The 26,969-nt window shown below is 64.3% G+C and carries 22 protein-coding genes; 10 read left to right on the top strand and 12 right to left on the bottom strand.

What is annotated here, in order from left to right:
* Positions 1-2: 2 nt before the first annotated feature.
* The 10 genes from ABT23_RS05565 to ABT23_RS05520 form a co-directional block, all read right to left on the bottom strand.
* Positions 3-296 carry an EscU/YscU/HrcU family type III secretion system export apparatus switch protein gene (locus ABT23_RS05565; protein WP_296632354.1) on the bottom strand — a complete coding sequence of 98 codons (294 nt, stop codon included), beginning with the start codon at positions 294-296 and terminating at the stop codon, positions 3-5.
* Positions 283-1,341: a flagellar hook-length control protein FliK gene (locus tag ABT23_RS05560; RefSeq protein ID WP_296632352.1), complete on the bottom strand. Its 1,059-nt coding sequence runs from the start codon at positions 1,339-1,341 to the stop codon at positions 283-285. Before ABT23_RS05560 ends, ABT23_RS05565 begins: the two co-directional genes overlap by 14 nt.
* A 28-nt stretch (positions 1,342-1,369) precedes the next feature.
* Positions 1,370-1,699, bottom strand: coding sequence for a flagellar protein FliT (locus tag ABT23_RS05555; protein WP_296632350.1), 330 nt, complete (start codon positions 1,697-1,699; stop codon positions 1,370-1,372).
* 13 nt (positions 1,700-1,712) lie between these two features.
* Positions 1,713-2,147: a flagellar export chaperone FliS gene (gene fliS, locus ABT23_RS05550; protein ID WP_296632348.1), complete on the bottom strand. Its 435-nt coding sequence runs from the start codon at positions 2,145-2,147 to the stop codon at positions 1,713-1,715.
* Between the two features lie 76 nt (positions 2,148-2,223).
* Positions 2,224-3,645 (bottom strand): flagellar filament capping protein FliD, encoded by a 1,422-nt coding sequence (fliD, locus tag ABT23_RS05545; protein WP_296632346.1) that lies wholly within the window; start codon positions 3,643-3,645, stop codon positions 2,224-2,226.
* 15 nt (positions 3,646-3,660) lie between these two features.
* Complete coding sequence (locus tag ABT23_RS05540) at positions 3,661-4,029, bottom strand: flagellar protein FlaG (protein WP_296632344.1); 369 nt, start codon at positions 4,027-4,029, stop codon at positions 3,661-3,663.
* Positions 4,030-4,082: 53 nt separating this feature from the next.
* Complete coding sequence (locus ABT23_RS05535; protein WP_296632341.1) at positions 4,083-4,799, bottom strand: flagellin; 717 nt, start codon at positions 4,797-4,799, stop codon at positions 4,083-4,085.
* Between the two features lie 167 nt (positions 4,800-4,966).
* A complete protein-coding gene (locus tag ABT23_RS05530) occupies positions 4,967-6,550 on the bottom strand; it encodes a GGDEF domain-containing protein (RefSeq protein ID WP_296632337.1) in 1,584 nt (527 codons plus the stop codon).
* 174 nt (positions 6,551-6,724) lie between these two features.
* The gene (locus ABT23_RS05525) at positions 6,725-7,372 is read right to left on the bottom strand and encodes a response regulator transcription factor (protein WP_296632333.1); all 648 of its coding nucleotides are present in this window, start codon (positions 7,370-7,372) and stop codon (positions 6,725-6,727) included.
* A gap of 36 nt (positions 7,373-7,408) precedes the next feature.
* Positions 7,409-8,875: a PAS domain-containing sensor histidine kinase gene (locus ABT23_RS05520; protein ID WP_296632330.1), complete on the bottom strand. Its 1,467-nt coding sequence runs from the start codon at positions 8,873-8,875 to the stop codon at positions 7,409-7,411.
* 140 nt (positions 8,876-9,015) lie between these two features.
* Here ABT23_RS05520 and amrB point away from each other — a divergent pair, with 140 nt between their 5' ends.
* The 3 genes from amrB (at position 9,016) to ABT23_RS05505 (ending at position 12,207) form a co-directional block, all read left to right on the top strand.
* Positions 9,016-10,383: an AmmeMemoRadiSam system protein B gene (amrB, locus tag ABT23_RS05515; protein WP_296632327.1), complete on the top strand. Its 1,368-nt coding sequence runs from the start codon at positions 9,016-9,018 to the stop codon at positions 10,381-10,383.
* An 85-nt stretch (positions 10,384-10,468) separates the two neighbouring features.
* Positions 10,469-11,563 carry an AmmeMemoRadiSam system radical SAM enzyme gene (gene amrS / locus ABT23_RS05510; protein WP_296632324.1) on the top strand — a complete coding sequence of 365 codons (1,095 nt, stop codon included), beginning with the start codon at positions 10,469-10,471 and terminating at the stop codon, positions 11,561-11,563.
* On the top strand, positions 11,560-12,207 hold the full coding sequence (locus ABT23_RS05505) for an alpha/beta family hydrolase (protein WP_296632321.1): 648 nt from the start codon (positions 11,560-11,562) through the stop codon (positions 12,205-12,207). Before amrS ends, ABT23_RS05505 begins: the two co-directional genes overlap by 4 nt.
* Before the next feature lie 38 nt (positions 12,208-12,245).
* Here ABT23_RS05505 and ABT23_RS05500 read toward each other — a convergent pair whose 3' ends face one another.
* Entirely contained in the window at positions 12,246-14,036 is a 1,791-nt protein-coding gene (locus ABT23_RS05500; protein ID WP_296632318.1) for an SLC13 family permease, read from the bottom strand.
* A gap of 125 nt (positions 14,037-14,161) precedes the next feature.
* On the opposite strand from ABT23_RS05500, the gene ABT23_RS05495 reads away from it, so the two are divergent.
* Genes ABT23_RS05495 through ABT23_RS05480 form a run of 4 tightly spaced genes read left to right on the top strand, consistent with a single transcriptional unit; the run spans position 14,162 to position 20,999 of the window.
* On the top strand, positions 14,162-14,890 hold the full coding sequence (locus ABT23_RS05495; protein ID WP_296632315.1) for an ABC transporter ATP-binding protein: 729 nt from the start codon (positions 14,162-14,164) through the stop codon (positions 14,888-14,890).
* A 3-nt stretch (positions 14,891-14,893) separates the two neighbouring features.
* Positions 14,894-17,446 (top strand): magnesium-translocating P-type ATPase, encoded by a 2,553-nt coding sequence (mgtA, locus tag ABT23_RS05490; protein ID WP_296632312.1) that lies wholly within the window; start codon positions 14,894-14,896, stop codon positions 17,444-17,446.
* Positions 17,443-19,812: an ABC transporter permease gene (locus ABT23_RS05485; RefSeq protein WP_296632310.1), complete on the top strand. Its 2,370-nt coding sequence runs from the start codon at positions 17,443-17,445 to the stop codon at positions 19,810-19,812. Before mgtA ends, ABT23_RS05485 begins: the two co-directional genes overlap by 4 nt.
* A gap of 14 nt (positions 19,813-19,826) precedes the next feature.
* Positions 19,827-20,999, top strand: a complete 1,173-nt coding sequence (locus ABT23_RS05480; RefSeq protein WP_296632308.1) for an HlyD family efflux transporter periplasmic adaptor subunit — start codon at positions 19,827-19,829, stop codon at positions 20,997-20,999.
* Between the two features lie 3 nt (positions 21,000-21,002).
* Here ABT23_RS05480 and ABT23_RS05475 read toward each other — a convergent pair whose 3' ends face one another.
* A complete protein-coding gene (locus ABT23_RS05475; RefSeq protein ID WP_296632305.1) occupies positions 21,003-21,629 on the bottom strand; it encodes a phosphoribosyltransferase family protein in 627 nt (208 codons plus the stop codon).
* A 291-nt stretch (positions 21,630-21,920) separates the two neighbouring features.
* Here ABT23_RS05475 and ABT23_RS05470 point away from each other — a divergent pair, with 291 nt between their 5' ends.
* The 3 genes from ABT23_RS05470 to ABT23_RS05460 form a co-directional block, all read left to right on the top strand.
* Positions 21,921-22,790, top strand: a complete 870-nt coding sequence (locus ABT23_RS05470) for an efflux RND transporter periplasmic adaptor subunit (protein WP_296632302.1) — start codon at positions 21,921-21,923, stop codon at positions 22,788-22,790.
* Positions 22,791-22,830: 40 nt separating this feature from the next.
* Entirely contained in the window at positions 22,831-23,940 is a 1,110-nt protein-coding gene (locus ABT23_RS05465; protein WP_296632299.1) for an efflux RND transporter periplasmic adaptor subunit, read from the top strand.
* A gap of 15 nt (positions 23,941-23,955) precedes the next feature.
* A partial coding sequence (locus ABT23_RS05460) for an efflux RND transporter permease subunit (RefSeq protein WP_296632296.1) occupies positions 23,956-26,969 on the top strand: 3,014 nt, incomplete at its 3' end.

The raw sequence follows: 26,969 nt of genomic DNA, 5'->3' as shown, positions 1-26,969 counted from the left end.
GATCAAGTGTTGTTATGTGGCAATGCCTGTTTATCGGATTCTTCCATGTGGTAAAGCCAGGCCAGCAACTCGGCCACCGCAATATAGAGTTGCGGCGGAATGTGGCTGTCGAGGTCGATCTGCATCAGCAGCGCCAGCAACTCGCGCGATTCGTGGACGTATACGCCTGACGCGCGTGCTCTCTCGATAATAGTATCGGCAAGAATGCCCCGACCCTTAGCGACCACACGCGGCGCCGCATCGCCGGTCCGGTAGGCGAGCGCCGCCGCGGCCCGCTGTTTGTCAGGTGCCGTCATCGTGTTGCACCGTCAGGCTGTGGAGCGCGCAGCCGGCGTCGGCCAGCCGCTTCGCCAGCTGTCCCCGGTTTTGCTGCAGCAGGGTCTCGGATTCGGGCTGTTCCGGCACCATCCGGATGCTGAATGCCTGGTGAGCATCGAGCTTGATGTGCACGGTCAGGTTGCCGAGTTGTGGCAGGCTCAGTTTGAGATGCGATTCCCAGCCTGTTCCGGCGTCGTTGGCAGCATCGGCGTGCGCCTGCCCCTGCTCGGTATCGGTTTCCTGGCGCAGATGCCATTCCAGTGGCTGGCCCGGCCATACTTCCCCGCGCCAGACGAATTGCGGGGACTCCAGCACCTGCAATTGCTGCGACAGCAGGGCGTGCATGGGATTGAGCGGCTTGTCGCCGGCCGCTTCGGCGGTATTGGGCAGGGCGAGCGTACCGGCGGGGTTGGCAGCAGCGCGCGCGGTTTCCGTCGCGACGAGTCGATTCTGCGGCTCCTGCATCAGGCCGTCCAGACTGTCCTGGCCAACCGCCCAGTTGGCGAGGTGGGATTCATAAAACAGGCCGCTGCGGACCAGCGCGGTACGCAGCGCAAGCGCCATCACCGCCGGGTTTGCGTTCGGCTGGTCGAGCAGAGGACCGTTCGGGGTGACCGTGGGCAAGGCATTGTGTCCCGGCAGGTGCTGCATCAAGTCGCTCAGCATGCGTGCCGTCTGGCTCAACTGCGGGGTGTCGCTGGCGGCAGCTTGCGGGGTGGCGAGCAGAAATACGGGTTGCGGCATGTGGCCGGCGAAGCGCAGACGTAGCGTATCGCCCGGCGCCGTTTCGGGCGGCAGCCGCATCGCAACGGTTTGTCCGTCGATCTCGACCAGCGCCAGGCCCTTGCTCAGGCTCTTGACCAGGCCGGTCAGCGTCTGCCCCAGAGCCAGGTGTTCGAAGGTGGGACGCGGGGTGGTCTGGTCGCGTTCGGTGGCGTTCAGAACCGCCTGTACAGGCACCAGTCCGGACACGGGCCGCGGCGTGGTGTCCCGCGAGAGCGGGGCATCCATCATGCGAGCCATGAACTGAACCGGGAACATGGGAGAGGCGTCAGGTTCGCTGCGCGTTGTAGGCCTTGACGCTGCGCTGGCTCGCGCGCGACAGGCTCAGGCGCTGCTGCAATTCGTGCAGGCGCGGTTCGGCCAGTGCACGGATCTGGGCATCATTCTGCAGGATGGTACGGATGATCGCGACCTTGGTGCGTTGTTCGCTTTCGTTCAGGCGAACCCGATCGGTTTGCATCAGGCTGCCGACATAGGCCTGGCAGCGTTGCTCCAGCACGGCCAGATCATCCCATTCGCCCTGGCGGGCGGCATTCAGCATGCTGCCGGTCAGTTCGGAGAGCGATTCATAGGTGGTGAGGATTTCGTGGCTGGTCATGAAAGTCTCCGGTTCAAGCGGCGATGGGATGTTGGAGGGGGACGGCGTGGGATTGGCCGGTGACGCCGATCTGTTTCCAGGCGTCATGCAGTTCACGCAACAACCCCAGCACTTCTTCCAGGGGCTCGGTCTGGTTGTTGAGATGAGCGAGCATCAGGCGCTTGCCCATGTAGTCGTACAGGGCGTCGAGCTGCATCGCGAGTTTGCCCCCCTGGCGGGTATCGAGTGCAGTGCGCAGGCCTTCCAGAATGATGGTGCTGGCCTTGGTGATGGCGGCCGATTTCTTGACCAGATCGCCTTCATTCATGTGCCGGATTGCCATCCGCACCGAAAGTTCGGCCCCCTCATACAGCATGATGATGAGCTGGTGCGGATTGGCGGCCACCACGCCGGTTTCGAGACCGACGTTGGCGTAGGCGTTGGCGGCAACTCTGGATTGTGTGTACACGTCTTCCTCCTGGTTTATTGATGCGGACGGCCGGCGGGGCAGTCACGTGGCGCGTTCGGAACGATGCAGACGGCGCTCATTTGGACGAGGTGCTGCTCAGCTGCTGGGTCAGATACGTGCTGGTGGAATTCATGCGGCTCAGCAGAAGGTTCAGGTTGGTATATTCGGCCGTGTATTTCTTCTGCAGGGCCGTCATCTGGTTCTCCAGCCGGTCGATTTCGTCGTTGCGGTCCTGGACGTATTTGTTGAGACTCTGGGTGCGCGTATCGATCAGGCCGCCGGGATCGAGCGTGGACTGGGCCCAGTCGGCCAGCCGGGTAGCGAAGCCCGTCGACGACGAGAACAAATTGGTCACATCGCTGAAATTGGCCGAGATGGCGCTGTTGAGCTTGCTGCTGTCCAGGCTCAGCGAACCGTCCTTCTGGAAGGCGATGCCGACCTCGGCAAGCGAAGTCAGGGTGCCGCCACTGGCGGGCGTATTGAAAATGCTGCGCAGCTGGTCCTGCATGACGCGCAAGGTGCCGTCCCCCGCCAGGGCGCCCCCTGCCGAGCCGTTGGTGGCGTAGGCGGAACGGGATTTGATCTGGCCGGCCAGGGCGTTGTAGGCGTCGACAAACCCGGATGCCGCGGTGTTGATTGCCGTGGTGTCGCGCGCGACCGTCAGGCTGGCTGGCGCGGCGGTGGTGTTCGTGAGCGTCAGCGTGACACCCTGGATGGCCTCGCTCACCGTGTTGGAAGCGCTGGTGATCGCGATCCCGTTCACCGTGAGATCGGCATTCTGGGCGGCGATGGTCTGGGTCAGATTCTGCGTGCCGGCCGGATCGTAAGCCAGCAGGCTGTCGATGGAGCCGTCGCCGCCGCTGGTGGTGATTTTCATGCTGTTGCTGGCACCGGAACTGCCTGAGGTCAGCGCCAGGCGGTAGGGCGTGCCCGACCCGTCGTTGACGATGGTCGCGGTCACGCCCATGGCGGCGGAGTTGATCGCGTCACGTATGCCTTCCAGGGTGTTGTTGGTGCTGTCGATGGTGATGCTGGCGGTGCCGTTGCCGTTCGACGTGAAGGCCGCGCCGCTGTATACCCCGTTGGTCAGGGTGCCGCCGCCGATGGTGCCGAAGTCGAACGTGACCGTGGTGGCGGTGCCGTTGCCGATGGCGGCCGTGCTGCTGGCCTGTCCTGCGGCAACCAGGCTCTGCGACTGCGCCAGCTTGCTCACCTCGACCGTGTAGTTGCCGGGCACGGCGGTGCTGCCCGCGGTGGCGGAAAAGACGCTGGGATCGGAGGGCGTGGCGGCGAGTTTCTGCAGGGTGGTGCCCAGATTCTGGGCTGCGGTCTGGAAACTCGAGACCAGGCCGCTCAGCGTGCCGAAGGAAGAAATCTTGGTCTGGTAGCTGGTGATCTGGGTGTTGAGCGTGTCGATCGGACGTCGCTCGACGGCCATCAGCTGCGAGACGAGAGTGGGAACATCGAGTGCGGTCGTGGTCGACGAAGTAATGGCCATGATGGACCTCCTGACTCAAGCCTTTTGTTTCAGCAGCAGACCTTGCTGGAATTGTTCGATACCTCGCGAAATCGCAAGGGTTTCTTCGGACGGAAATTGGCGAATCAGTTGACCCGTACTGGTGTCCACCATCTTGACCACGACTTTTTTCGTGTCGGTGTCCACGCTGAACTCGAGGTTCTGGTTCGATTGCTGCATGGCTTTGTTGAGCATTTCCACGGCGTTTTTCAGTTCTGCCGCGGAAGGCTGTTGGGGAACATTATGGGCCGGGGTGTTGGCGACGACCTTGGATTCGGTATGGGCGGCGCCATGGGCGCGCGCGGCCGGGAGCGCGGCCTGATTCATGAGGGGGGTGTTCTGGATAATCATCGCGATATCCTTCATGTCAAATCCCCAACCGACTGCTCCGGTTGGGGGTGTCTCCTATCAAAAACCGCTTAACGCAGCAGGGTCAGCACGGTTTGCGGCGTCTGGTTGGCCTGCGCCAGGACCGCGGTACCGGCCTGTTGCAGGATGTTGTTCTTGGCCTGGGCCGCGGTTTCGGCAGCGTAGTCGGTATCCATGACGCGGCTGTAGGAAGCCGAGTAGTTCACCGAAGCGGTCTGCAGCGTGGCCACGGCGGAAGCCAGCGACGACATGTCGGCGCCGAACTTGGCACGGGCGGTGCCGATGGCGGTCAACTCGGTGTCGAATGCAGCCAGGTTGGAGTAGGACGTCGCAGCGGTGAAGGTGCCGCCCGTGCCGCCGGCCGTGCCGCCGCTTTCGTCCACCGTCACCGCAGTGCTGGCGGTAACCAGGCCGTCGATACGCGCGTTTTCAGCGAGGAGGGCGGTTGCCTCCTGGTTGGAGACCGCACCGGTCTGCACATAGATTTCGCGCAGGCGCTGGGTGTTTTCCGTGATCTGGGCCAGGTAGCCGTCGGAGATCTGGGCCTTGGAAATGCCGTCGTTGGCATTGCGGATCTGCATGTTCGCGCCGCGGATCTTCGAATCGTAGGTGGTGGCGATGCCCAGGCCGGTCGCGTCATCCGCGGCGCTGTTGATGCGCAGGCCGGAGGACAGGCGTTGCTGGGCGGTTTGCAAAGCGATCGCCGATTTGTTCAGTGCAGCGCCAGCGAAGAGAGCGCCTACGTTGGTGTTGATTACTTGTGCCATTTGTTTCTCCTTAAGTGGGTCGATGGTTCCGGCTTCTATGCCCCAAAGGGTGCTCTGGTGCCGTCAACGTTGGTCTGCCCGTTGGGGCTACATGAACCGCCGTTGTGTGAGGAATCGTCGGGGGTTGGAGAAAGTTAAGGCCGCTGTTTCAAAAATCTGCATGATCTTCATTCCCCGGCCTTGACAGGCGCGTCCGAAGCCAGACAGACGCGGTTCTTGCCGCTGTGCTTGGCTAGGTACATGGCGCTGTCGGCCCGGGCGATGGAGGCTTCCTGCGATTCGCCAGGCACGCGCTGGGCGACGCCGGCGCTGAAGGTGATCAATACTTTTTCGTTGTTGTCGAGGAAATATTTCTTGGTGAGGCTGCGCTGCAGGCGGGTGATGATGCGCGCGGCCTCATCGAGCGGAGTGTTGGGCAGAATGATCAGGAATTCCTCGCCGCCCATCCGCGCGATATGGTCGGTGATGCGCAGTTCTTCCTTTGCCACCTTGACCAGGTGGATCAGCGCCTCGTCGCCGGTCTGGTGGCCGCGCTTGTCGTTCAGCGCCTTGAAATTGTCGACGTCGAGCACGGCGATGCTGAAGGGCGTGTCGTAACGGTCGGCACGCGATGCCTCGCGCGCAAATTCGTCGTCCAGCCCGCGCCGGTTGAGACTGCGGGTCATCGGATCTTCGCGCACCAGGGCGCTCATCTGGGCGAGTTCGGTTTCCAGTTGCTTGATGCGGCTCTCCGCCTGCACGGCGGCATCGCGCTCCCCGATCAGTTGCTCGTGGGCGCGCCGGGTGTCGGCCTGCGCGCTGCGCGTTTCGTCCAGCAGGTTCTCGAGAATGCGGTTCAGTTCCAGTACGTCCTCGGTATTGCGGATGCGCTCGATGTGGGTGGCGATCTTGCCCTGGTATTCGTCGTTGGCCGCCACGGCGTCCCGCATGCGGCTGACGAAGGTGGTCATGGTGGCTTTCAGCGTGGCGGTGGCCTCGCGCAGGCCGTGCTTGACCATGCTCTGCTTGTAGATGACTTCCTTGAGCCGCTTCTCCGCTTCCTGCAGAGACTGGATCTGGAGCGGGCCTGCGATGACTTCCTCGACCATGTCGAGCTGGCCGCGCAGCCAGGTGTCATCGTCCAGCAGTTCGCCGATGTTTTCGACCAGCAGCAGCAGGATGCGCTTGAGCATCTCCTGCTGCTGCTGGAGATCCGGGGCCTGCATTTCGATGCCGACCCACAGGGATTTCAGTCCGGACGTGACGCTGCGCAAGGCCGATGCGCTGTTGGCGTCGCGCACCGCGGCGGCGAGATGCTGGGCTTTCTCGGCCAGGCGCGGACTGTGCGACAGCTGGGTGACGACGCCGAATTCCAGGGTTTTGGCCAGCAGGTCGCGCAGCAAGGCCAGGTTTTCCCCGCCGCCTCCGCTGCTTTCGCCCTGTTGCTTGAGCTGCAGGGTGATCTGGCCCAGTTGCTTGCGGCATTGCGTCCAGTCGTTCTTGCGGATGGCCTGGTTCAGCGTTTCCACGGGCGCAGCCAGTTCGGGATGATGCAGGTTGAGGTCCATCACCAGGCCGGACAGGGCGCTGGCGGCCGTGGCTGCATTCGAGGGAATAGCGGACTGGGCGCTCGGCCCGCCCACGATTTCCTCGTACAGCGTCTGGTAATTGTCCGGGGTCGGCGCGATCCGCCGCAGGGCCAGGCGGCGCAGGGTTTCGCGCGCGACTTCGGTCGGATTGGCAAGATTGATTTTGTCGTTCGGCTCAGCCATGTCGGCACTCAGGCCCGGGAAGGGCATTGACTATGCCTCGCATGGTAGGGCTGGCCCCGGCAGGATGAAGTCCGGATTAAGGCGGGAAAACCCCGGTATTTCTGAAGACAGCTGCACGTTTCAAGTTACAAATTACAAGGAAAAACTTGAAACGTGCTGCGTGTGACTTGCAACTCAGTCCAGCAGCCCGTGCTTGATGGCGTAATGCGTCAGTTCGGCGTTGTTTTTCAACTGCATTTTCTGCAGCAGGCGGGCCCGGTACATGCTGATGGTCTTGACCGACAGGGCGAGCTTGTCGGCGATGGCGGAGACGGTCAGCCCCGAGGCGATCATGCACAGGGTCTGGTATTCGCGGTTGGACAGGGCCTCGTGCGGCAGGCCGGCGCGTTCGCCGCTGACCTGGCTGGCGAGTTCCTGGGCGACTTCGGCGCTGATGTATTTCTTGCCCGAGGCGACCAGGCGGATGGCATCGACCAGCTGGTCGGGCGCGCTCTGCTTGTTGAGATAGCCCGCCGCGCCGGATTTCAGCGCCCGCACCGCATATTGGGTCTCCCGGTACATGGAGAGCATCAGCACCTTGATGCCGGGATGCTCCTTTTTCATGAGTTCCAGCGTTTCCAGACCATTGCGGTCGGGCATGGAGATGTCCATCAGTACCATGTCCCACGGTTCCAGCCGTGCCATCTGCAGGGCGCGGCTGGAACAGTCGGCCTCGCCGGCCACTACGATGTCTTCGACGTCGGCCAGGATCAGCTTGAGTCCCTCGCGAACGATGGCGTGGTCGTCGACGATGAGGATGCGATAGGGTTTTGCGGCTGCCACGAGCGTTCTCTGCTTGGTATGGGGACGATTATGCCGTCATTCCGCCGGATCGGGCACAGCGACGGCCAGGGGAATGCGCAGGCTGACCTGGGTGCCCTTCCGTTTGGCGGGCTGTACAGTGAGTTCGCCGCCCAGTGCGGCTGCGCGCTCGATCATGCCGAGTATGCCGAAGCCATGCCCGTTTCCCGGCGCGGGCTGGAGGCCGCGGCCATTGTCGGTCAGCGTGATCCGCAGGCTGTCCGGTTCCCGCACCAGCCTGAGTTTCACCCGCGTGGCGCGGGCGTGCTTGGCGACGTTGGTCAGCGCTTCCTGCACGATGCGGAACGCGGCGATCTCCGCATCGGGGCCGAGCGGGATGGCATCCTCGGGCGCACTGAATTCATGGGGAATATCGGTGTTGCGGGTAAAACGCTGCAGCTGCCAGGCGATGGCGGGAACGATGCCGAAATCGAGCGCTGCCGGCCGCAGGTTGGAGGCGATCCGGTGCGCGGCCTCGAAGGTCTGGTCGACCACGTTGTCCAGGTAGGCCGTGCGCTGGATCAGCAGCGGCTGGTCGGACGGGAGGTGCCGCATCAGCCAGGATAGCCCGATCTTGATGGTGGTGAGGTTGCCGCCCAGGTCGTCGTGCACCTCGCGGGCCAGGTGCAGGCGCTCCTGTTCCTTGACCGCTTCGACGTGTGCGGCCAGTGCGCTCAACTGGGCCCGCGACCGCAGGAGTTCGGCCTCGGCCTGCTTGCTGTGCGTCATGTTCAGCATGATGCCGTCCCAGATCGTGCTGTCCTCGTCCTTGCGCTGGCTGACGCGTATCGCGACCCATTTCACGTCCTTCCAGGCTTTCATCCAGATGCGGCCCTCCCAGTTGAAGGTCATGTGGCCGCCGTCGGCTTGCGCCAGCTGGGCCAGATAGTCGGGCCGGTCCTCCTCCAGGATCAGCTTGTAGAAGCGCTCGGGCTTGCCATGCAAGGCGGACGCCTTGATGCCGAGCAGCTGGGCGGATTGTTCGCTCACGTAGCGCAGCGTGGGCGGGGCATCGTGCCGGCGCTGGATCTGGAACGCCATGCCCGGGATATGCGCCACGATCGCGTGCATGTCCGATACCGAATGCGCCAGGGCCTGCCGTGTGGCCTCGCGCTGGCTGACGTCATTGGCGATCCAGATGAAAACCGGTTTTTCGTGGTCGGCCGAGTACAGCATCCGGACCTCGACGGGATACAGGGTCCCATCCCGGCGGCGGCAGTGCACGCTGAGCGCGGTGCGGCGCTTTTTCCCGTGTCTGAGCAGGGTGAGCAGGGTATGGAAGGCCTGCCTGTCCTCGGGAGGCAGAAAATCCAGCGGTGTCAGTTTCTGCAGGGCTCGGGGCTGGTATTGCAGATTCTTGGCCGCCGCCGGATTGGCCTGGACGATCCGCAGGGTGTCGGCGTCGAACACCATCACCTCGGTTGCCGATTCCTGCAGGATGGCCTTGAGCAGGGTGCCTTCGTCGGCCGCTCTGGATGAAGCCATAAATCTCCTCGATATTGGAATGAGGGCGATCCGGTCGCCTCGGGCACATTATTATCGGCGCAAACGCGGATCCGGCCAGGCATCACTTGAAAGCGGACAAATCCCCCAGATTTACTAGGCTGATTAATGAGGAATGCCGTATGTCCACCATCCGCCCCGCTGCCGTTGCGGGATTGTTCTACCCGGACAACCCGATTGAGCTCAAGCGCACCGTCGCCGACCTGCTGGCCCACGCCGGGGCAGGCGCTGCCCGGCCTGCCCCGAAGGCCCTGATCGTACCGCATGCCGGCTATATCTATTCCGGTGCCATTGCCGCCAGCGCCTATTCGGCATTGGCCGATCTGCGCGGCCGCATCCGCCGGGTGGTGCTGCTCGGTCCCACCCACCGTGTCCCGGTCCGCGGGCTGGCGCTGCCCGAGGCGGAGCGTTTTGCCACGCCGCTTGGCGACGTCCCGCTGGACTGCGCGGGCATGCAGGCGCTCGCCGGACTGCCGCAGGTGGTGCTCAGCGCGGCGGCCCACCAGATGGAGCATTCGCTGGAAGTGCAGTTGCCCTTCCTGCAGCAGGTGCTGGGCGACTTCCAGTTGCTGCCGCTGGCAGTGGGCGACGCCAGCGCCGCCGAGGTGGCCGAGGTGCTGGAGCAGGTGTGGGGCGGCGACGAGACGCTGATCGTGATCAGTTCCGATCTGTCGCATTTCCTGCCCGACGCGCTCGCCCGCCAGGTGGACGGCGAGACCGTCAAGGCCATCCTGGCGCTGAATCCGCATCTCAACCACGAGCAGGCCTGCGGCGCGACGCCGGTCAACGGTCTGCTGTTGGCCGCTAAACGGCACGGCTTGCACCCGGTCGCGCTGGACGTGCGCAACTCCAGCGACACCGCAGGTGACCCCGAGCGGGTGGTCGGCTACGCCGCCTTCGCTTTCCAGCCGGCGGCCGACAGCGACCGGCCGGATGCGGAGAAGGGCGAGACCCTGCTGAAGCTGGCGCGCACGGAAATCGCCTCGAAGCTGGGCCACCCGGGCGCGGCATCCGCGCAGTCCGATTGGCTGGCCGAACCGGGTGCGACCTTCGTCACCCTGACCCGGCAGGGCAAGCTGCGCGGCTGCATCGGCACGCTGGAGGCGCATCGCCCGCTCAGTGTCGACGTGCGCGAGAACGCAGTGGCGGCGGCGTTCCGCGACCCGCGCTTCATGCCGCTGTCCCAGACCGAGTTCGACGAGATCCGGGTCGAGGTGTCGCTGCTGTCGTCGACCGAGCCGCTGACGGCGGCTGATGAAGCGGCGGCGCTCGCTGTGTTGCGCCCGCACATCGACGGCGTGGTGTTCGAGTATGGCCACTACCGCAGCACTTTCCTGCCGCAGGTATGGGAACAACTGCCGGAGCCGGCTGAGTTTCTGGCCCACCTGAAACGCAAGGCCGGACTGCCCGCGGATTTCTGGGCGGAGCAGGTGAAGCTGTCGCGCTACACGGTGAGCAAGTGGAAAGAGGAGGGGCCGCATGAGCAGTGAGCCTCGGCACGTGCGAACGACCGCGAATGTGGCCGCCACCGACGCGCTATCCAATGCCCCTACGTCCTTTTGAAGAGGTGGCCGCATGAGCATCCCCGAATCGCACACCCCCGCGCGCTGGTGGCATACGCTGCCCGACGGTCGCATCCAGTGCGATCTCTGTCCCCGCGACTGCAAGCTGCACGAGGGCCAGCGCGGCTTGTGCTTCGTGCGCAAGATGGAAGGTGGCCGGATGGTGCTCACGACCTATGGCCGCTCATCCGGCTTCTGCGTCGACCCCATCGAGAAGAAGCCGCTCAACCACTTCTACCCCGGATCGTCGGTGTTCTCCTTCGGCACGGCCGGCTGCAACCTGGCGTGCAAGTTCTGCCAGAACTGGGACATCTCCAAGTCGCGCGAGACCGATACGCTGATGGACCAGGCCGCGCCGGACGAGATCGCCATCGCGGCGGAACGCGCCGGCTGCAGGAGCGTGGCCTTCACCTACAACGACCCGGTGATCTTTGCCGAATATGCGATGGACGTCGCCGACGCCTGCCATGCGCGCGGCCTCAAGACGGTGGCGGTGACCGCCGGCTACATCCACGATGAACCGCGCCGCGCGTTCTACGCGAAGATGGACGCGGCCAACGTCGACCTCAAGGCCTTCACCGACGACTTCTACGTCAAGCTGACCGGTGCGCATCTGCAGCCGGTGCTCGACACGCTGGTGTATCTCAAGCGCGAGACCGACGTCTGGTTCGAGATCACCACGCTGCTGATTCCCGGCCACAACGATTCCGACGCCGAGCTTGAGGCGATGAGCCAGTGGATCCTGCGCGAACTCGGCCCCGAGGTACCGCTCCATTTCTCGGCCTTCCACCCCGACTGGAAAATGCAGGACGTGCCTCCCACGCCTGCCTCGACGCTGAGCCGTGCGCGCGACATCGCGTTGAAGGCCGGACTGCATTACGTCTACACCGGCAACGTGCACGACACCACCGGCGGTACCACCGCCTGCCCAGCCTGCCATGAAGCCCTGATCGTGCGCGACTGGTATCGCATCGAGCATTACAGTGTCACGCCCGACGGCCATTGCCCGCATTGCGGTCATGCCATCGCAGGCCGCTTCGGCACGTTCAGCCACCCCTTCGGCAATCGCCGCATTCCGATTTCCATGCACCGGGAGGACCGCGCATGAACACGTCCACCCTGGTCCACATCCCTGCCGGCAACGTCACCGTCGAGGGCATGCTGGAGATTCCCGACGGCGCCATCGGGTTGGTGCTGTTCGCCCATGGCAGCGGCTCGTCGCGTCATTCTCCCCGCAACAACTACGTTGCCGGCGAGCTGCGCGCAGCCGGCGTAGGCACGTTGCTGATGGACCTGCTGACGCCGGAGGAGGATCGCGATTACGCCCGGCGCTTCGACATCGGGCTGTTGACGCAGCGTCTGCTGGATGCAGTGCGCTGGGTCCGCGTACAGGCCGCCACCCGGAACCTCCCGCTTGGATTGTTTGGCGCCAGTACCGGCGCCGCGGCTGCACTCGAGGCCGCGGCCGAACTGGGCGGCGAAGTCCGCGCGGTGGTCTCGCGCGGCGGTCGCCCCGACCTCGCCAGCGAGCAGGCACTGCTGCGGGTGAGCGCGCCCACGCTTTTATTGGTTGGCGGCCATGACGACGGCGTGATCGACCTCAACCAGCTGGCCTACGATCAGCTGAATTGCGAGAAGGACATGGTGATCGTTCCTGGCGCCACCCACCTGTTCGAGGAACCCGGCACGCTGGAAGCCGTGGCCAGGCAGGCCGCAGCCTGGTTTGTCCGTCACCTGCACCCCGCAGCCTAGGGCTTGCCGCACAAACCCGGGCCGGCCGGCGTGGCAGGTCACACGTGGAACAGGTAGATGTAGCCCACGGCAATGCCCAGGAACAGGAGGGTCATGCCGCCGCCCGCCCGCAGGTAATCCGCATTCCGGTATCCGCCCGGGCCCATCAGGAGCGCATTCACCTGGTGCGTGGGCAGGATGAACGAGTTCGACGCCGACACCCCCACCAGCAGTGCTGCCCCGCGGGGGTCGATCCCGGCGAGTTCCGACAATTCGATGACCAGCGGTACCAGCAGGACGGTGGCCGCGACGTTGGACATGAACAGGGAGAACAGGGTGGTCAGGGTGGCGATGGCCAGCAGGATGAGGAGCGTATGGCCGTCGGTCAGCACCCGCATCATCTGATGCGCGACATAGCTGGCGGCGCCCGTCGACTCCATCGCCACGCCAAGGGGGATCAGTCCGGCAAGCAGGAAAACCGTGCGCCAATCGACCGAGCGATAGGCGTCGTCGATGCTGATCACACGCAGCAGGATCATGGCCAGCGCGCCGCTCATCAATGCAATCGACAAGGTCGTCCCGCTCAAGGCCAGACCGATGGCGCCGGCAAAGCACAGGCCGGCGACCCAGGCCTTGGATTCGTCGATGTCTTCCGCCTCGACCGGGGCGGCGACCACGAAGTCCCGATCATGGGCCAGCGTCTTCAGTTCGCTCCAGCGGCCGTGGACGACGATGGCGTCGCCGGGTCGCAGAGGACGGTCGGAGAAATCGCCGCGCTCGGCCTGCCCCTCGCTCAGCAGCAACAGGGGCTCGACCCGGTAAGACCGGCGAAAGCTGATGTCGCGGATGCTCTTGCCCGCAAGCGAGGAACGCGGCGCCAGGATGAGTTCCGCATACCCTGCCGCAGTGGGATTCTGCAGCGCCTCGAACCGCTCCACGGTTTCGCTCAGATCAAGCGCCCATTCAGCGGCGAAACGCTCCGCCTCGTGCCGCTCGCCGATCAAGGCCAGCACCTGCCCGGCGGCAAAGTGGGCATGCCGCCAGGGCGCATAGAGGATTTCATCCCCGTCCGCCAGCGCGATCAGGTGCAGCTGATAAGCCGTCTCCATGTGAGCGTCCTCGCGGGTCTTGCCGATGAGCGGGCTGGCCGCGGGAACGCGTAGTTCGTGGAGGTGGGTAGGGAGCTGCCATGATTCGATCAGCTCGCGCTGTTGCTTCCCGCTGGTGTCCTCCCCGGTTTTCGCAGGCAGCACGTATTTTCCGGCGAGCATGAAATAGACAATCCCTGCGCCAAGCAGGACCAGACCCAACGGGGTCACGCTGAACAGGCCAAATTTTTCCTGTCCTCCAGCCTGCATCAGGTCGTTGAGGATGATCAGCGGGCTCGAGCCGACCATGCTCAGCGTACCGCCGAGAATTGCCGCGAAGCCCATCGGCATCAGCAGGCGTGAAACCGGGATATGGGTCCGCTTGGCGATCCGCAGCATCGCCGGAAGGAACAGCGCTGCCGCGCCGACGTTTTGCATGAAGGCGGATATGCCGCCGACGACCCCGGAAACGGTGCCGATCAGGCGGGGTTCGCTTCTGCCCGCAAAGCGCATGATCGGCTTGATCACGCGGTTCATGAGGCCGGAACGATCGACCCCATAGCCGAGAATCATGACCGCGATGATCGATACGACGGCGTTGCTGGCCAGGCCGGAGAAGGCCTGCTGCGGCGTCACCAGTTGCAGCCAGCCCAAAGCCAGCATGATGAGGATCGCAATGACATCGACGCGCAGCGCCTCGGTTACGAAGAGGAAAACGGTGACGGCCAGCACGGCGAGTACCAGGGCGATTTCAGGGGTCATGTCCGCTCTCTTTTTGTATTCAAACTACCTCAGGCCAGTATAACGTGCGTCTGTGCGAGCCGGTTCGGGCCTTGCCCGGCTTTCGGCCATGCCGGGGACATGGCATGATCCGAGGGAACCCGCGGATGAACATGGAAAGCATTGCCGAAACCTCGCCCGTCTTCGTTGCCCGCAACCTCGCCAAGGTCTACCGCATGGGCGAGGTCGAGGTTCAGGCCTTGCGCGGCATCGACCTCACGCTCTATCGCGGCGAGCTGGTGGTGCTGCTCGGCCCGTCGGGCAGCGGCAAGTCCACGCTGCTCAACATCCTCGGCGGGCTCGACGCGCCGAGCAGTGGCGAGGTTTATTACCTCGACCACAAGCTGACCGGCGCGACCGAGGCGGAGCTCACGCGCTTCCGCCGCGAGCATGTCGGCTTCGTGTTCCAGTTCTACAACCTGATTCCCAGCCTCACCGCGCGCGAGAACGTCGCCGCGGTGACCGAGATTTCCGAGTCCCCGATGCGGCCGGAGGATGCGCTCGGTCTGGTGGGGCTGGGCAACCGCCTCGACCATTTTCCGGCGCAGCTCTCCGGCGGCGAGCAGCAGCGCGTCGCGATCGCGCGCGCCGTCGCCAAGAACCCGGCGGTGCTGCTGTGCGACGAGCCGACCGGCGCGCTCGATTCGGCCACCGGCGTGGTGGTGCTCGAGGTGCTGGAGAAGGTCAACCGCGAGCTCGGCACGCTGACCGTGCTGATCACCCACAACGCCGGCATTGCCGACATGGCCGACCGCGTGATCCGGCTGTCCGACGGCCGCATCGCCGATATCCACGAAAACGCCACCAAGAAGCCGGCGTGCGAACTGGCCTGGTGAAACATGTCCTCGCCCGAGCCGCTTCCTGCAAGTTTCTGGCAGCCGGCACTGGCGGACCTACAGGCGCAGCTGGGCAGTTCGCCTGAGGGCCTGAGCGAGGCGGAAGCCGAAGCGCGGCGCCGTATTTTCGGCTCCAACCAGCTGCGCCCGCATGCCGAACGGGCATGGGTGCAGCAGTTTCTGGCCCACTTCAAGAATCCGCTGGTGCTGGTGCTGCTGGCCGCCAGCGCGATTGCCGGGATGCTCGGCGACATGAATAGCTTCATCGTCATCAGCGTCATCGTGCTGATGAGCGTGACCCTGGATTTCTTCCAGGAGTTTCGCGCCAGCCGTGCCGTCGAGAAGCTGCGGCATTCGGTGGCCTTGCGTGCCAGGGTGGTCCGTGGCGGCCAGACGCGCGAGATCCCGGTCGCCGAACTGGTGCCTGGCGACGTGGTCCTGCTCGCGGCAGGCGACCTGGCGCCGGCGGACGGGCGCGTGCTCGATGCGCGCGACCTGTTCGTCAACCAGGCCCTGCTGACCGGAGAATCCTACCCGGTGGAAAAGCATGCACAGGATGCGCTTCCCGACGCCGACATGGCCAGCGCGACGAATGCCCTGTTCCTCGGCACCTCCGTCATCAGCGGGGCCGGACGCCTGCTCATCGTCCGCACCGGTTCCGCGACGGCCCTGGGGCAGATCGCCGACACCCTGGTGCAACGCCCGCAGGCCACCGCCTTCGAGCGTGGCACGCAGGCCTTCGGCGCGCTCATCCTGCGCCTTACCGTGATCCTGGTGCTGGCGGTGCTGCTGATCAACGCCGCGTTCCACCGCCCGCTGTTCGAGTCCTTCCTGTTCGCGGTGGCGCTGGCGGTGGGCCTGACGCCGGAACTGCTGCCGATGGTGCTGTCGGTCACGCTGTCGCAGGGCGCGATGCGGCTGGCGCGGCGCCGCGTCATCGTCAAGCGGCTGTCGGCGGTGCAGGAGCTGGGTGGCATCGACGTGCTGTGCACCGACAAGACCGGCACGCTGACCGAGGGTCATATCCGGCTGGAGCGCCATGTCGACGCCCTCGGCCGCGACAGCGAGCGCGTGCTGGAACTCGCCTACCTCAACAGCCAGTTCGAGACCGGTATCAGGAGCCCGCTCGACGAGGCGATCCTGGCGCACACCCACATCGACGTCGGCGCCTGGCGCAAGGTCGACGAGGTGCCGTTCGACTTCGAGCGGCGGCGGGTCTCGGTGCTGCTCGAGCGGGGCGGGGCGCGCAGCCTGTTCGTCAAAGGCTCGCCCGAGGACGTGCTGCGGCTGTGCACCCGGTACGAAGACGCCGAGGCACAGCCGTCCCTCGACGACGCCGCGCGCGAACGCATCCTGGCCCTCTTCGAGGAACTGAGCCGCGACGGCTTCCGGGTGCTCGGCATCGCCTGGCGCCAGGCCCCGCCGCATCAGGCTCACGCCGTGGTCACCGACGAGAGCGAACTGGTGTTCTGCGGTTTCGCGGCCTTTCTCGACCCGCCGAAAGCCAGCGCGGCGCCGGCGCTCGCCGCGCTGGCGGCCGGCGGCGTGGCGGTGAAGATCGTCAGCGGCGACAACGAACTGGTCGCGCGCTACATCTGCGACAAGCTGGGCGTGCCGATCACCGGCGTGCTCAACGGCAGCGACATCCAGGCCATGAGCGACCCCGCCCTGCACGCGCAGGTGGAGCGGGTGACCCTGTTCTGCCGCGTCACGCCCGCGCAGAAGACGCGCATCCTCAACGCCTTGCGGGCGCGCGGCCACGTGGTGGGCTTTCTCGGCGACGGCATCAACGATGCGCCGGCGCTGCATGCGGCGAACGTCGGCATCTCGGTCGACAGCGCGGTCGACGTCGCCAAGGAGGCGGCGGACCTGGTACTGCTGGAACACGACCTGAACGTGCTGCAGGAGGGCGTGCGCGAAGGCCGGCGCACCTTCGGCAACGTCACCAAGTACATCATGATGGGCACCAGCTCCAACTTCGGCAACATGTTCAGCATGGCCGGCGGCACGCTGTTCCTGCCTTTCCTGCCGATGTTGCCGATCCAGATCCTGCTCAACAACTTCCTCTACGACCTGTCGGAGATCGCCATCCCGCTCGACCGCGTCGACGAGGACACGCTGGCCCGCCCGCGGGTGTGGGACATGCACTTCATCCGCAATTTCATGCTGGCGCTCGGCCCGGTGAGTTCGGTGTTCGACTTCCTGACCTTCTTCGTGATGCTGAAGGTGTTCCAGGCGAATGAGGCGCTGTTCCACACCGGCTGGTTCATCGAGTCCATCGCCACCCAGGTGCTGGTCATCTTCATCATCCGCACCCGCGGCAGTCCGTTCGCCAGCCGACCGAATGTCTGGCTGGTGGCGCTGTCGCTCGCGGTGGTGGCGGTGGCCGCGCTGCTGCCCTGGCTGCCGTTCGCCGGCGAGTTGGGCTTCGTCGCGCCGCCGCCCGCCTTGTATGCGGCGCTGGCCGGCATCGTCGCCGCCTATCTCGCGGTCATGTTCTGGGCCAAGCGGATGTTCTACCGGCGCTGGGAACGGCGCAGCGGGAGGGCGCGATGAAGGCGCTCGACCGCAAGCTGTTCCGCGACCTCTGGCACCTGCGCGGCCAGGTGCTGGCGATCGCCGCGGTGATCATGGGCGGCGTCGCTACCCTGGTGATGTCGCTCTCCACCTACGATTCGCTGGTCACCACGCGCGACCGTTTCTACAGCGAATACCGCCTGGCCGACGTCTTCGCCAGCCTCAAGCGTGCCCCCGAACCGGTCGCCGAACGGCTCGCCGCGATCCCTGGGGTCGAGCGACTCGAAACGCGGGTGAAGGCCGGGGTCAAGCTGGAAGTGGCGGGCTTCTCCGACCCCATCACCGGCCAGATCCTGTCCCTGCCGGATGTCGGCGAGGCGCAGCTCAACCGGCTCTACTTCAAGCGCGGCCGCAGTGTGCAGCCGTGGAGCAGCGACGAGGTGGTATTGTCCGACACCTTCGCCGATGCCCACCATCTGCAGCCGGGCGACACGCTCGCCGCCATCATCCACGGCAAGCGCAAGACGCTTACCGTGGTCGGCGTCGCGGTGTCGCCCGAGTATGTCTACCAGATCGCGCCCGGCTCCATGTTTCCCGACTTCAAGCGCTACGGCGTGCTGTGGATGGGGCGCAACGCGCTCGCCACCGCCTACGACATGAAGGGGGCCTTCAACCAGGTCAGCCTGACGCTGGCGCGCGATGCCAACGAGCAGGACGTGATCGACCGCGTCGACGCGATCCTGGCCGACTACGGCGGCACCGGCGCCTACGGACGCCGCGACCAGTTCTCCAACCGTTTCCTGAGCGAGGAACTGAAGCAGCTGCGGACCATGGCCACCATTTTCCCGGCCATCTTCCTCGGCGTCGCCGCCTTCCTGCTCAACGTGGTGCTGAGCCGGCTGATTGCCCTGCAGCGCGAGCAGATCGCCATCCTCAAGGCCTTCGGCTACAGCTATGCGGTGATCGGCATGCACTACGTCAAGATGGTGCTGCTGATGGCGCTGCTCGGCGTGGCGGCCGGGGTGGCGCTCGGCACCTGGTTCGGCCAGGGGCTGTCGCACGTCTACAGCGAAACGACCTTCCGCTTTCCCTATCTGGATTACCGGCTTCGCCCCGGGGTGATCCTGATCGCACTGGGAATCAGCAGCTTCGCGGCGGTCAGCGGCACGCTGGTTTCGGTCATGCGCGCCGTGCGGCTGCCGCCGGCCGAGGGCATGCGCCCCGAGATGCCGACACGTTACCGTACCAGCCTGGTCGAGCGCCTCGGCCTGCAGCGCTGGCTCGCCGCGCCGTCGCGGATGATCCTGCGCCACATCGGGCGGCGCCCGCTGAAGTCGCTGCTGACCGTGCTCGGCATCGCCTGCGCCTGCGGGCTGATGATGGTGGGCAACTACCAGAAGGGGGCGATCGATTTCATGGTCGACGTGCAGTTCCGCCAGGCCTCGCGCGAGGATCTGGCGCTCGCCTTCATCGATCCGACTTCCGGCCGTGCCCTGCACGAGCTTGCCGCGCTGCCCGGCGTCGAATACGTCGAGGGCTATCGCGACGTGCCGGCGATCCTGCGCTTCGGCCAGTACCGCCATCGCGCCGCGCTGTTCGGCATCCAGCCGGAAGGCCAACTGCACCGCTCGCTCGACAGCCGGCTGAAGCCGGTGGCGGTACCGCCGGGCGGCGTGGTACTCACCGATTACCTGGCGAACGACATCCTGCACGTGAAGCCGGGCGACATGCTGACCGTGGAGGTGCTGGAAGGCAGCCGGCCGGTGCGGCAGGTGCCGGTGCTCGGCATCACCCAGCAGTATCTGGGCGTGTCGGCCTACATGCAGAAGGACTCGGTGAATGCCCTGATGCGCGAGGGCAATACGGTGACCGGCGCCTATCTGGCGGTGGAACCGGGCAGCGAGGCGGAACTGTACGCCAGGCTGCACGACCGTCCGCGCGTGCTCGGCATGGTCGCCAACAAGACGGCGGTGCAGAGCTTCTACGCCACCATCGGCGAGTTCATCCTGTTCTACAACCTGGTGGCCACCGTGCTCGCCGGCGCCATCGGCTTCGGCGTGGTCTACAACAGTGCGCGCATCGCCTTGTCGGAGCGCGGGCGTGAGCTCGCCAGCCTGCGCGTGCTGGGCTTCACCCGCGGCGAGATCGCCTATATTCTGCTGGGAGAACTGGCGCTCTTGACACTGGCGGCGATTCCGGTCGGTTTCCTGGTCGGTATCGGTCTGGTCAGCATCCTGGTGGTGGCGTTCCAGAGCGAGCTCTACCGGCTGCCGCTGATCCTGACGCCGGAAAACTACGCCATGGGGGCAAGCGTCGTCATCGTCTCGGCGCTGCTGTCCGGGCTGCTGCTATGGCGACGCCTGGGCCGGTTGGATCTGGTGGCGGTGTTGAAAACACGCGAATAGGACAACAACGGAACATGCGTCTACGCGCAAAAATCGGAATGCTCGCCACGGCCGCACTGGTGGTGGTTGGCCTCGCGATCGGCTTCATGCCGCGTGCGGTGCCGGTCGACGTCGCCGAGGTGAAACGGGCGCCGCTCACGGTGACGGTGGAGGAGGAGGGCAAGACCCGTGTGCGCGAGCGCTACCTGGTGTCGGCGCCCGTGGCCGGCTACGCGCGGCGCATCGACCTCAAGGCCGGCGATGCGGTGGCGGCCGGCCAGGTGCTCGCGGTGATCGAGCCGGCGCGTCCGGTGGCGCTTGATCCGCGCACCCGCGTGCAGGCCCAGGCGCAGGTGAGCGCCGCGCAGGAAAATGCGCGTGCCGCCGCGGCCGCGGCGCAACTGGCACAGCAGGAACGCGTGCGTGCCGAGTCGCTGCGGCAGTCGAATTTCGTGTCCGCCCAGGCGCTCGATGCGGCCCGCACCGCAGAAACCCGCGCCCGCGCCGCGGAACAGGCTGCGCAGTACGCGGTCAGGGTGGCGCGTTTCGATCTGGAGACGGCGCGCGCGGCGGCCGCCAGCGCTGCGCAGCTGCAGCGCGGCGGCACGGCCGAGGCACTGCAGGTGCAGGCACCGGTGGCCGCGCGCGTGCTCAGGGTGCAGCATGAAAGCGAAGGCCCGGTGGCGGCCGGCCAGTCCTTGCTCGAGATCGGTAATCCCGAAAGCCTGGAAGCCGAGGTGGAGGTGCTGTCCACCGATGCGGTGAAGATCGCAACCGGCTCGAAGGTGGTTCTGGACCGCTGGGGCGGCAACCCGCCGATCGAGGGCAGGGTGCGCGTCGTCGAACCGGGCGGCTTCACCAAGATCTCCGCGCTCGGCGTCGAGGAGCAGCGGGTGCGCGTCATCGTCGATTTCACCTCGCCGCGTGAGGCGTGGGCGCGGCTCGGCGACGGCTATCGCGTGGAAGCGCGCTTCGTGCTGTGGCAAGGCAAGGACGTGCTGCAGCTGCCGAGCAGCGCGCTGTTCCGCAACGGCGAGGGCTGGGCGGCGTTTCGGCTGGAGGGCAGTCGCGCCCGCCTGACGCCGGTCGAAATCGGCCAGCGCGCCGGGCTGGCGACCCAGGTGCTGTCAGGACTCAAGGCCGGCGACCGGGTGGTGGCCCATCCGGACGAAACGATCCGTGAGGGTGTGCGCGTGAAGCCGCGCTGACGCTCAAGCCTGCTTGAGGATGGCCTCGACTTCGGCGTCGTCCACCTGCGGAAAGTCCGTATAGAACTGCCCCACTGCCTGGAAAGACATTGGCGTCGACAGGCACACCACCTCGTCCGCATAGGGGCGGATCTTCTCCACCGTGTCGGCCGGTGCCACCGGTACCGCGCAGATCAGGCGTGCCGGTTTCTTGTCGCGCAGCGCATGCAGCGCGGAAATCATCGTTGCACCCGTCGCCAGCCCGTCATCGACCACGATGACGATGCGTCCGGCGGGGTCGATCGGTGGGCGCAACGGCGTGTACTGCACGCGTCGTTTCCTGATGACGTCGAGCTGGGCTTGTCTTTCTTGCGCGAGATAGGCAGGCGTGCCGCCGACCGACTCCGCGTAGTCGGCCACATACGTCCAGCCCGATTCGTCGATCGAGCCAATGGCGAATTCAGGATTGAAGGGGGCGCGCAGCTTGCGCACCAGTACTACATCGAGCTCGCCTTCGAGGGCCCGCGCGAGTTGCTGCCCCATCGGTACGGCGCCGCGCGGGATGGCAAGAATCAGGGGGTGCTGGCCTTTGTACGAGGCCAAGGCTGTCGCGAGACGCTCGGCTGCCTGATGGCGGTTGGCGAAAACCATGGCTAATCCCTATTCGATTTAATGTCTTTATCTTAGTTGCAATAACGACGAGCACGCGATGCCATGGGCCATTTTATGTATGGGCGGGAAGCCGGAACATTTCCTTGCCTGCGTGCCGGGACTGTTCCAGAGAACGCGGGTCAAGCCATTGGTGTTCCGTATTGAAACATCATGAAACGCCGATTGGGGGAATGAGGGCTCACTACGGCGCGTATGCGGGGGTGAGGATAGTGGCACAGTCATTGCTGACGGGTTGGGAGGTACATTCTGGAACGGCTGCCCATACTGATCATGCTGCCCGCCATCATTGGTTGCACTGCGTTGTTTTGTCTATTGACTGGTCTGCAACAGCAGGCATGGGCGCATTCCGATTCGTCCATGTTTAGCGCGCCTGCCGCAGCCCATCATCATGACGATGAAGAGACGGAGGCGGAGCCGGCGAAGCTTTATCCGGCCAAGGTATCGATCGATCCCCGTCATATGGTGAGTGTGGTAATCAAGATCAACGCTCGCATGGCCAATCTCCGCAACGTGTACGTCGGGAAAAGAGTGAGCCGGGGCGAGGTGCTGGGCGAGATAGAAAGCGCCGAACTGGAGACAGTGCAGGCTACCTATCTGGGCTTGTTTGCCAACATGGATGCTGTCCGGGCATTTTCCATGACCAGCGAAGAGAAGATGGTCGATGCGCGCATGAATCTGCTCTGGCGCGGTATGTCGGAGGAGGATATCAAACGTCTGGAAGCAACGCGCCAGCCGCTCAAGCTGATCAAGATCAAGGCCCCGATCTCAGGCTACCTGTATAGCCTGAATGTGGTCAATAACCAGATCCTCAATGCCGGAACACAGGGCGGCCAATACGCGACCAGTGGCACCACGATCGCCACGATCGCTCAGCCTGGCGCAATCGTGGTGGAAGCGAGTTTGCCGGTAAGTGAGGCTTCGGCGGTCAAGCCGGGACAGTCAGCGACGGTCTACGTGAACGATCCAGCCAAGGGGCGGATAGCGGTGGCCGCGAAGGTGCAGCGTGTGTATGCCTTTGTGAACCCGGTCAATCAGAGGCAGTGGGTGCGGTTACAGGTTTTCAGAGAGCCTGAGCATCTGGGGCTGCTGAATGGGGGGGTGGCTACGGTCAGTTTTTCGGGGGACGCGCATGTTCATTAAGGTGGTATTGGCGCTTCCCATTGTTTTGCTTGCGCTGAGTATGCCCGCCCTGGTTCATGCGCACGGCGACTCTGGGGTATTCGAACAGATCATTGAACGCAGCCGTGAAGCCAGCGAGGTCAGGCTGCCCTCGGGCGTGCGTGACATTGGAGACGTTATCACGCTCGCAGCGGTCAGGGCCGATGCCCCTGCCAAGCGGCTGCAGACTTACGGCCAGGTCGTGCCCAATGCCGAGGCAGTTCTGGATGTCAATACTGTCGTCAGCGGCCAGATTGTTCAGGTCTTCGTGCGCCCCGGCGACAGCGTGAGAAAGGGGCAGCCGATGGTGTCCATTTTCAATCCCGAGTTCATCACGACCCAGAAGGGGTATCTGCAATTCCTGCAAAACGAGGAGCGGCTTCAGGTTCTTCGCGAGGAGGGGCGGCTGCCCAATTACCTCAAGGACGCCAAGGAAAACCTGCGCTGGTGGGGGATGACCGATCCGCAGATCGCCGCGTTGATCGACAAGGGAACGGTGGTGGAACACCTCATCCTGGAGGCGCCCACTGACGGATTCGTTACCGACCTGTTCGTGCAGCCCGGATCGCTGGTCAATGCAGGCGACCGCACCATGAAGCAGTTCGTGGTGATAGGAAAGTCGGTGGCGCGCATGGTATCCAGCAAGCAGTCATTGTGGGTGGAAGGCTATGTCTATGCCGGCCAGGAGACCCTGCTTCGGCCTGGCATCAAGGTCGAGGTCGCCTTGCCTGGCGGCGTGAAGATGCAGCGTCCGATAGCCGAGGTGGTGCCGGGTATCGATCCCCGGACGCAGCGTGCCCGTTTCCTGTTGGATCTGGGGCGCAGCGTGCCTGGGCTGGCCACCGGCCAGACGGTGGAGCTTGTGCTTGTCCTGGATGGACAGGTGGGAACTTGGGTGCCGCGCCAATCGGTTCTGGGTCAGAAGCTGGATCCGGTCGTGTACGTGCAAGCTGCACCCGGACGCTATCTGCGCAAGCCGGTGGCGGTATTGAGTGAAACGGAGAGTTGGCTCCAGGTGGCGGGTGTCGACCCGCGCGACCGGGTGGTGGTCGACGGCAAGATGATTCTGGAAGGGGTGTACCGCATGTCCGGCAATCATGCCAGCGTAGCAGACAGCGACCACCATCACTGAGACGGATGAACGAAGATGTTTGATTGGGCAATCAAGTGGTCCCTCAAGAACCGGCTGGCCGTGGTGTTGCTTTATGTGCTGATGGCCGGCGCGTCGATCTTTGCCGCACTGCACATGGCGGTAGATGTATTCCCGGAATTTGCGCCGCCGCAGGTGCAGATCCAGACCGAAGTGCCGGGATACTCGACGAAAGACGTTGAAGGGCTGGTCACCCGGCCGATCGAGATCGTCCTGCAGGGAGCCCCGTATATCGATCAAATCCGATCCAACTCGTCGGTTGGCCTGTCGCGCATCACGATCACATTCAAATGGGGTGTCGATATTTACCGTGCCCGCCAGATCATTCAGGAACGTTTGCAACTGGTGCAGGGCCAACTGCCCGAGTCGGCCCAAGCGCCCCAATTGATGCCGGTCACGTCAGCAGTGAGCTGGCTGCTCAAGTTCGCCTTGGTCGACTGGTCTGGCGAGAACCGCGAACATGAGTTGCGCACGCTGGCGGACTGGGATATTCGCAACAGGGTGCTGGCCCAACCGGGGGTTGCGTCCGTGGTGGCCGTGGGTGGCGGGGTGAAGCAGTACCAGGTGATGCTTGATCCCATTCGCATGCGCAAGTACGACGTATCCAGCGAAGACGTGATGCAGGCCCTGCGTCGCGCCAATCTGGTGGCGCCCGGAGGGTTTGTCTATCCCACCAGCGAGGAGGAATATTTCATTCGTGTCAATGGCCGGGTGCAGAGCCTCCGTGATGTGGCGGAGACACTGATTGCCATGCGCGAAGGACAGCCGATCCGGGTCGAGGATGTGGGGGAAGTGCGCTTTGGGAGCGAGGTCAAACGAGGCGATGGCCAGATCTTCGGTGGCCCGGCCGTGATCGGAACCGTCTCCAAGCTGTGGGGCGCGGACACGCTGGAAACCACACACAACGTCGAGAAGGCACTGGCCAATCTGGCGCGCAGCCTGCCCGCGGATATTCAGTTGATTCCCGATGTATTCCGCCAGGCAAGTTTCATCGAGACCGCCATCGCCAATCTGCGAGGCGCATTGCTCGACGCCTCCCTTATCGTGGCGTTGGTGCTGCTGCTGTTCCTGTTCCGTTGGCGTCCCACTGCGATCAGCCTGATTGCCATTCCCGTTTCCCTGATGGCCGGTGTGCTGGTGCTGTGGCTCTTTGGCATCGGAATCAACGCCCTGACTCTGGGGGGGCTGGTGTTCGCCATTGGCGAAGTCGTAGACGATGCCATCATCGACGTCGAGAATATTCTGCGCCGCTTGCGTGAAAACAAGCAGGCGGCGGAGCCGTTGCCTGCACTGGAGATTGTTTACGAAGGTTCGCGTGAGATCCGCAATTCGGTGGTGTTCGCCACCTTCGTGATTGTCGTGGCTTTCATCCCAATCTTTTTCCTCCAGGGCATCGAAGGCCGTATCTTCCGACCGCTGGCGATCTCCTACTTGGCGGCCATCGCCAGCTCTCTTGTGGTTGCCATCACGCTCGTGCCGGTGTTGAGTTACTACCTCATGGGGCGGCGGCCGCAATATCAGAGCTATGGCTTGAGCCCCATTTCCGACATGCTGCTCAGCCGTTATGAGAAGGTATTGAAACCCTGTCTGGATCGGCCCTTGCCGACGGCCGCGATGTCCGCATTGATCCTGGTCGCGGCGATCCTGGTGATTCCGTCCCTTGGCCGATCCTTTATTCCCGCCTTCCACGAGGGAAACCTGGTGATCGCGACCACGCTGATGCCGGGTACGTCACTGGAGGAAAATTTGCGTGTGGGCCGCAAGATCGAGCAATTGATCGGCGATATGCCGGAGATTGCCAGCCTTGCCCAGCGTGCCGGACGCTCGCGTCTGGACGAGGATGCCCAGCCAGTGAATTTCAGCGAGTTCGATATTGCGCTCAAGCCGGGTACCCGCAACGTGCCCGAGGTGATGCAGCGCATCCGTGACAAGCTGGCGCAGATTCCAGGCATGTCGGTCAATGTGTCCCAGTTCATCACCCACCGTATGTCGGAGATCCTGTCCGGGGTGCGTGCCCAGGTTGCAGTGAAGATCTATGGCCAGGATTTCGAGGTGCTGCAGCAGAAGCAACAGGAAGTCTATCAAGCGGTGAAGGGCGTGACGGGCGTCGTGGATTTGCAGATGGAGCCGATGGTTTTGGTACCGGGTGTCGATATCCGGGTCAATCGGGCCGTCGCAGCCGCCTATGGATTCACCCCGGGTGCGGTCGTTACCCAGGTGAGTGCCGCGTTCAATGGGGTGGCGGTATCCAAAGTTCTGGAACAGGACCGTACCTTCGATATTTTCATGCGTGTGAACGAAGCAGCCCGCAGCGATATCCAGACTCTGGGCGAAATGCCGCTGATGTCACCTGGCGGTGCAGTCATTCCATTGCGTGAAGTGGCCGAGCTGAAATCGGTGCAGGAGCCTTACATGATCAACCGCGATGGGGCCGCACGCCGCGCCGTGGTGCAATGGAACACCGAAGGACGCGATCTTGACGGGGTGGTACGGGAAGCCCAGGACCGCATTCGCGACAAGGTTACGTTGCCGCCTGGCTACAGTATTGAATTTGGCGGCGACTACGAGGGTCAGCAACGTGCATCCCGCACTCTGCTGGTGACGTCCGCCGCCGCAATACTGTTGATGTCGGTCGTCATGTATCAGGCGTTCCGGAGCTGGTCGTTGGTATCGCTGGTCATGCTCAATTTGCCTTTGGCCCTGATCGGCGGTGTATTCGCACTCGCACTGGCCGGAGAGACCCTCAACGTATCCTCGCTGATCGGCATGGTGGCCCTGTTCGGCGTAGCCACCCGCAATAGCCTGCTACTGATATCCCGCTATCAGTCCCTGCTTCGCATGCACCCAGACCTCAATGCCAGAGAAATCGCCTTGAAAGGGTCGGTGGACCGCCTGGTCCCTATTTTGATGACGGCATTTACAGCCGCACTGGCTGTGATTCCCCTGATTCTGGGCGACCCCACTGGAAAGGAATTGCAACGGCCGCTGGCCATTGTTTTGCTGGGCGGCAT

Origin of the sequence: Thiobacillus sp. SCN 63-57 (genome assembly GCF_001725555.1) — a bacterium.
Lineage (GTDB): Bacteria > Pseudomonadota > Gammaproteobacteria > Burkholderiales > Thiobacillaceae > Thiobacillus.
This window is presented reverse-complemented; position numbering and strand designations above follow the sequence as displayed.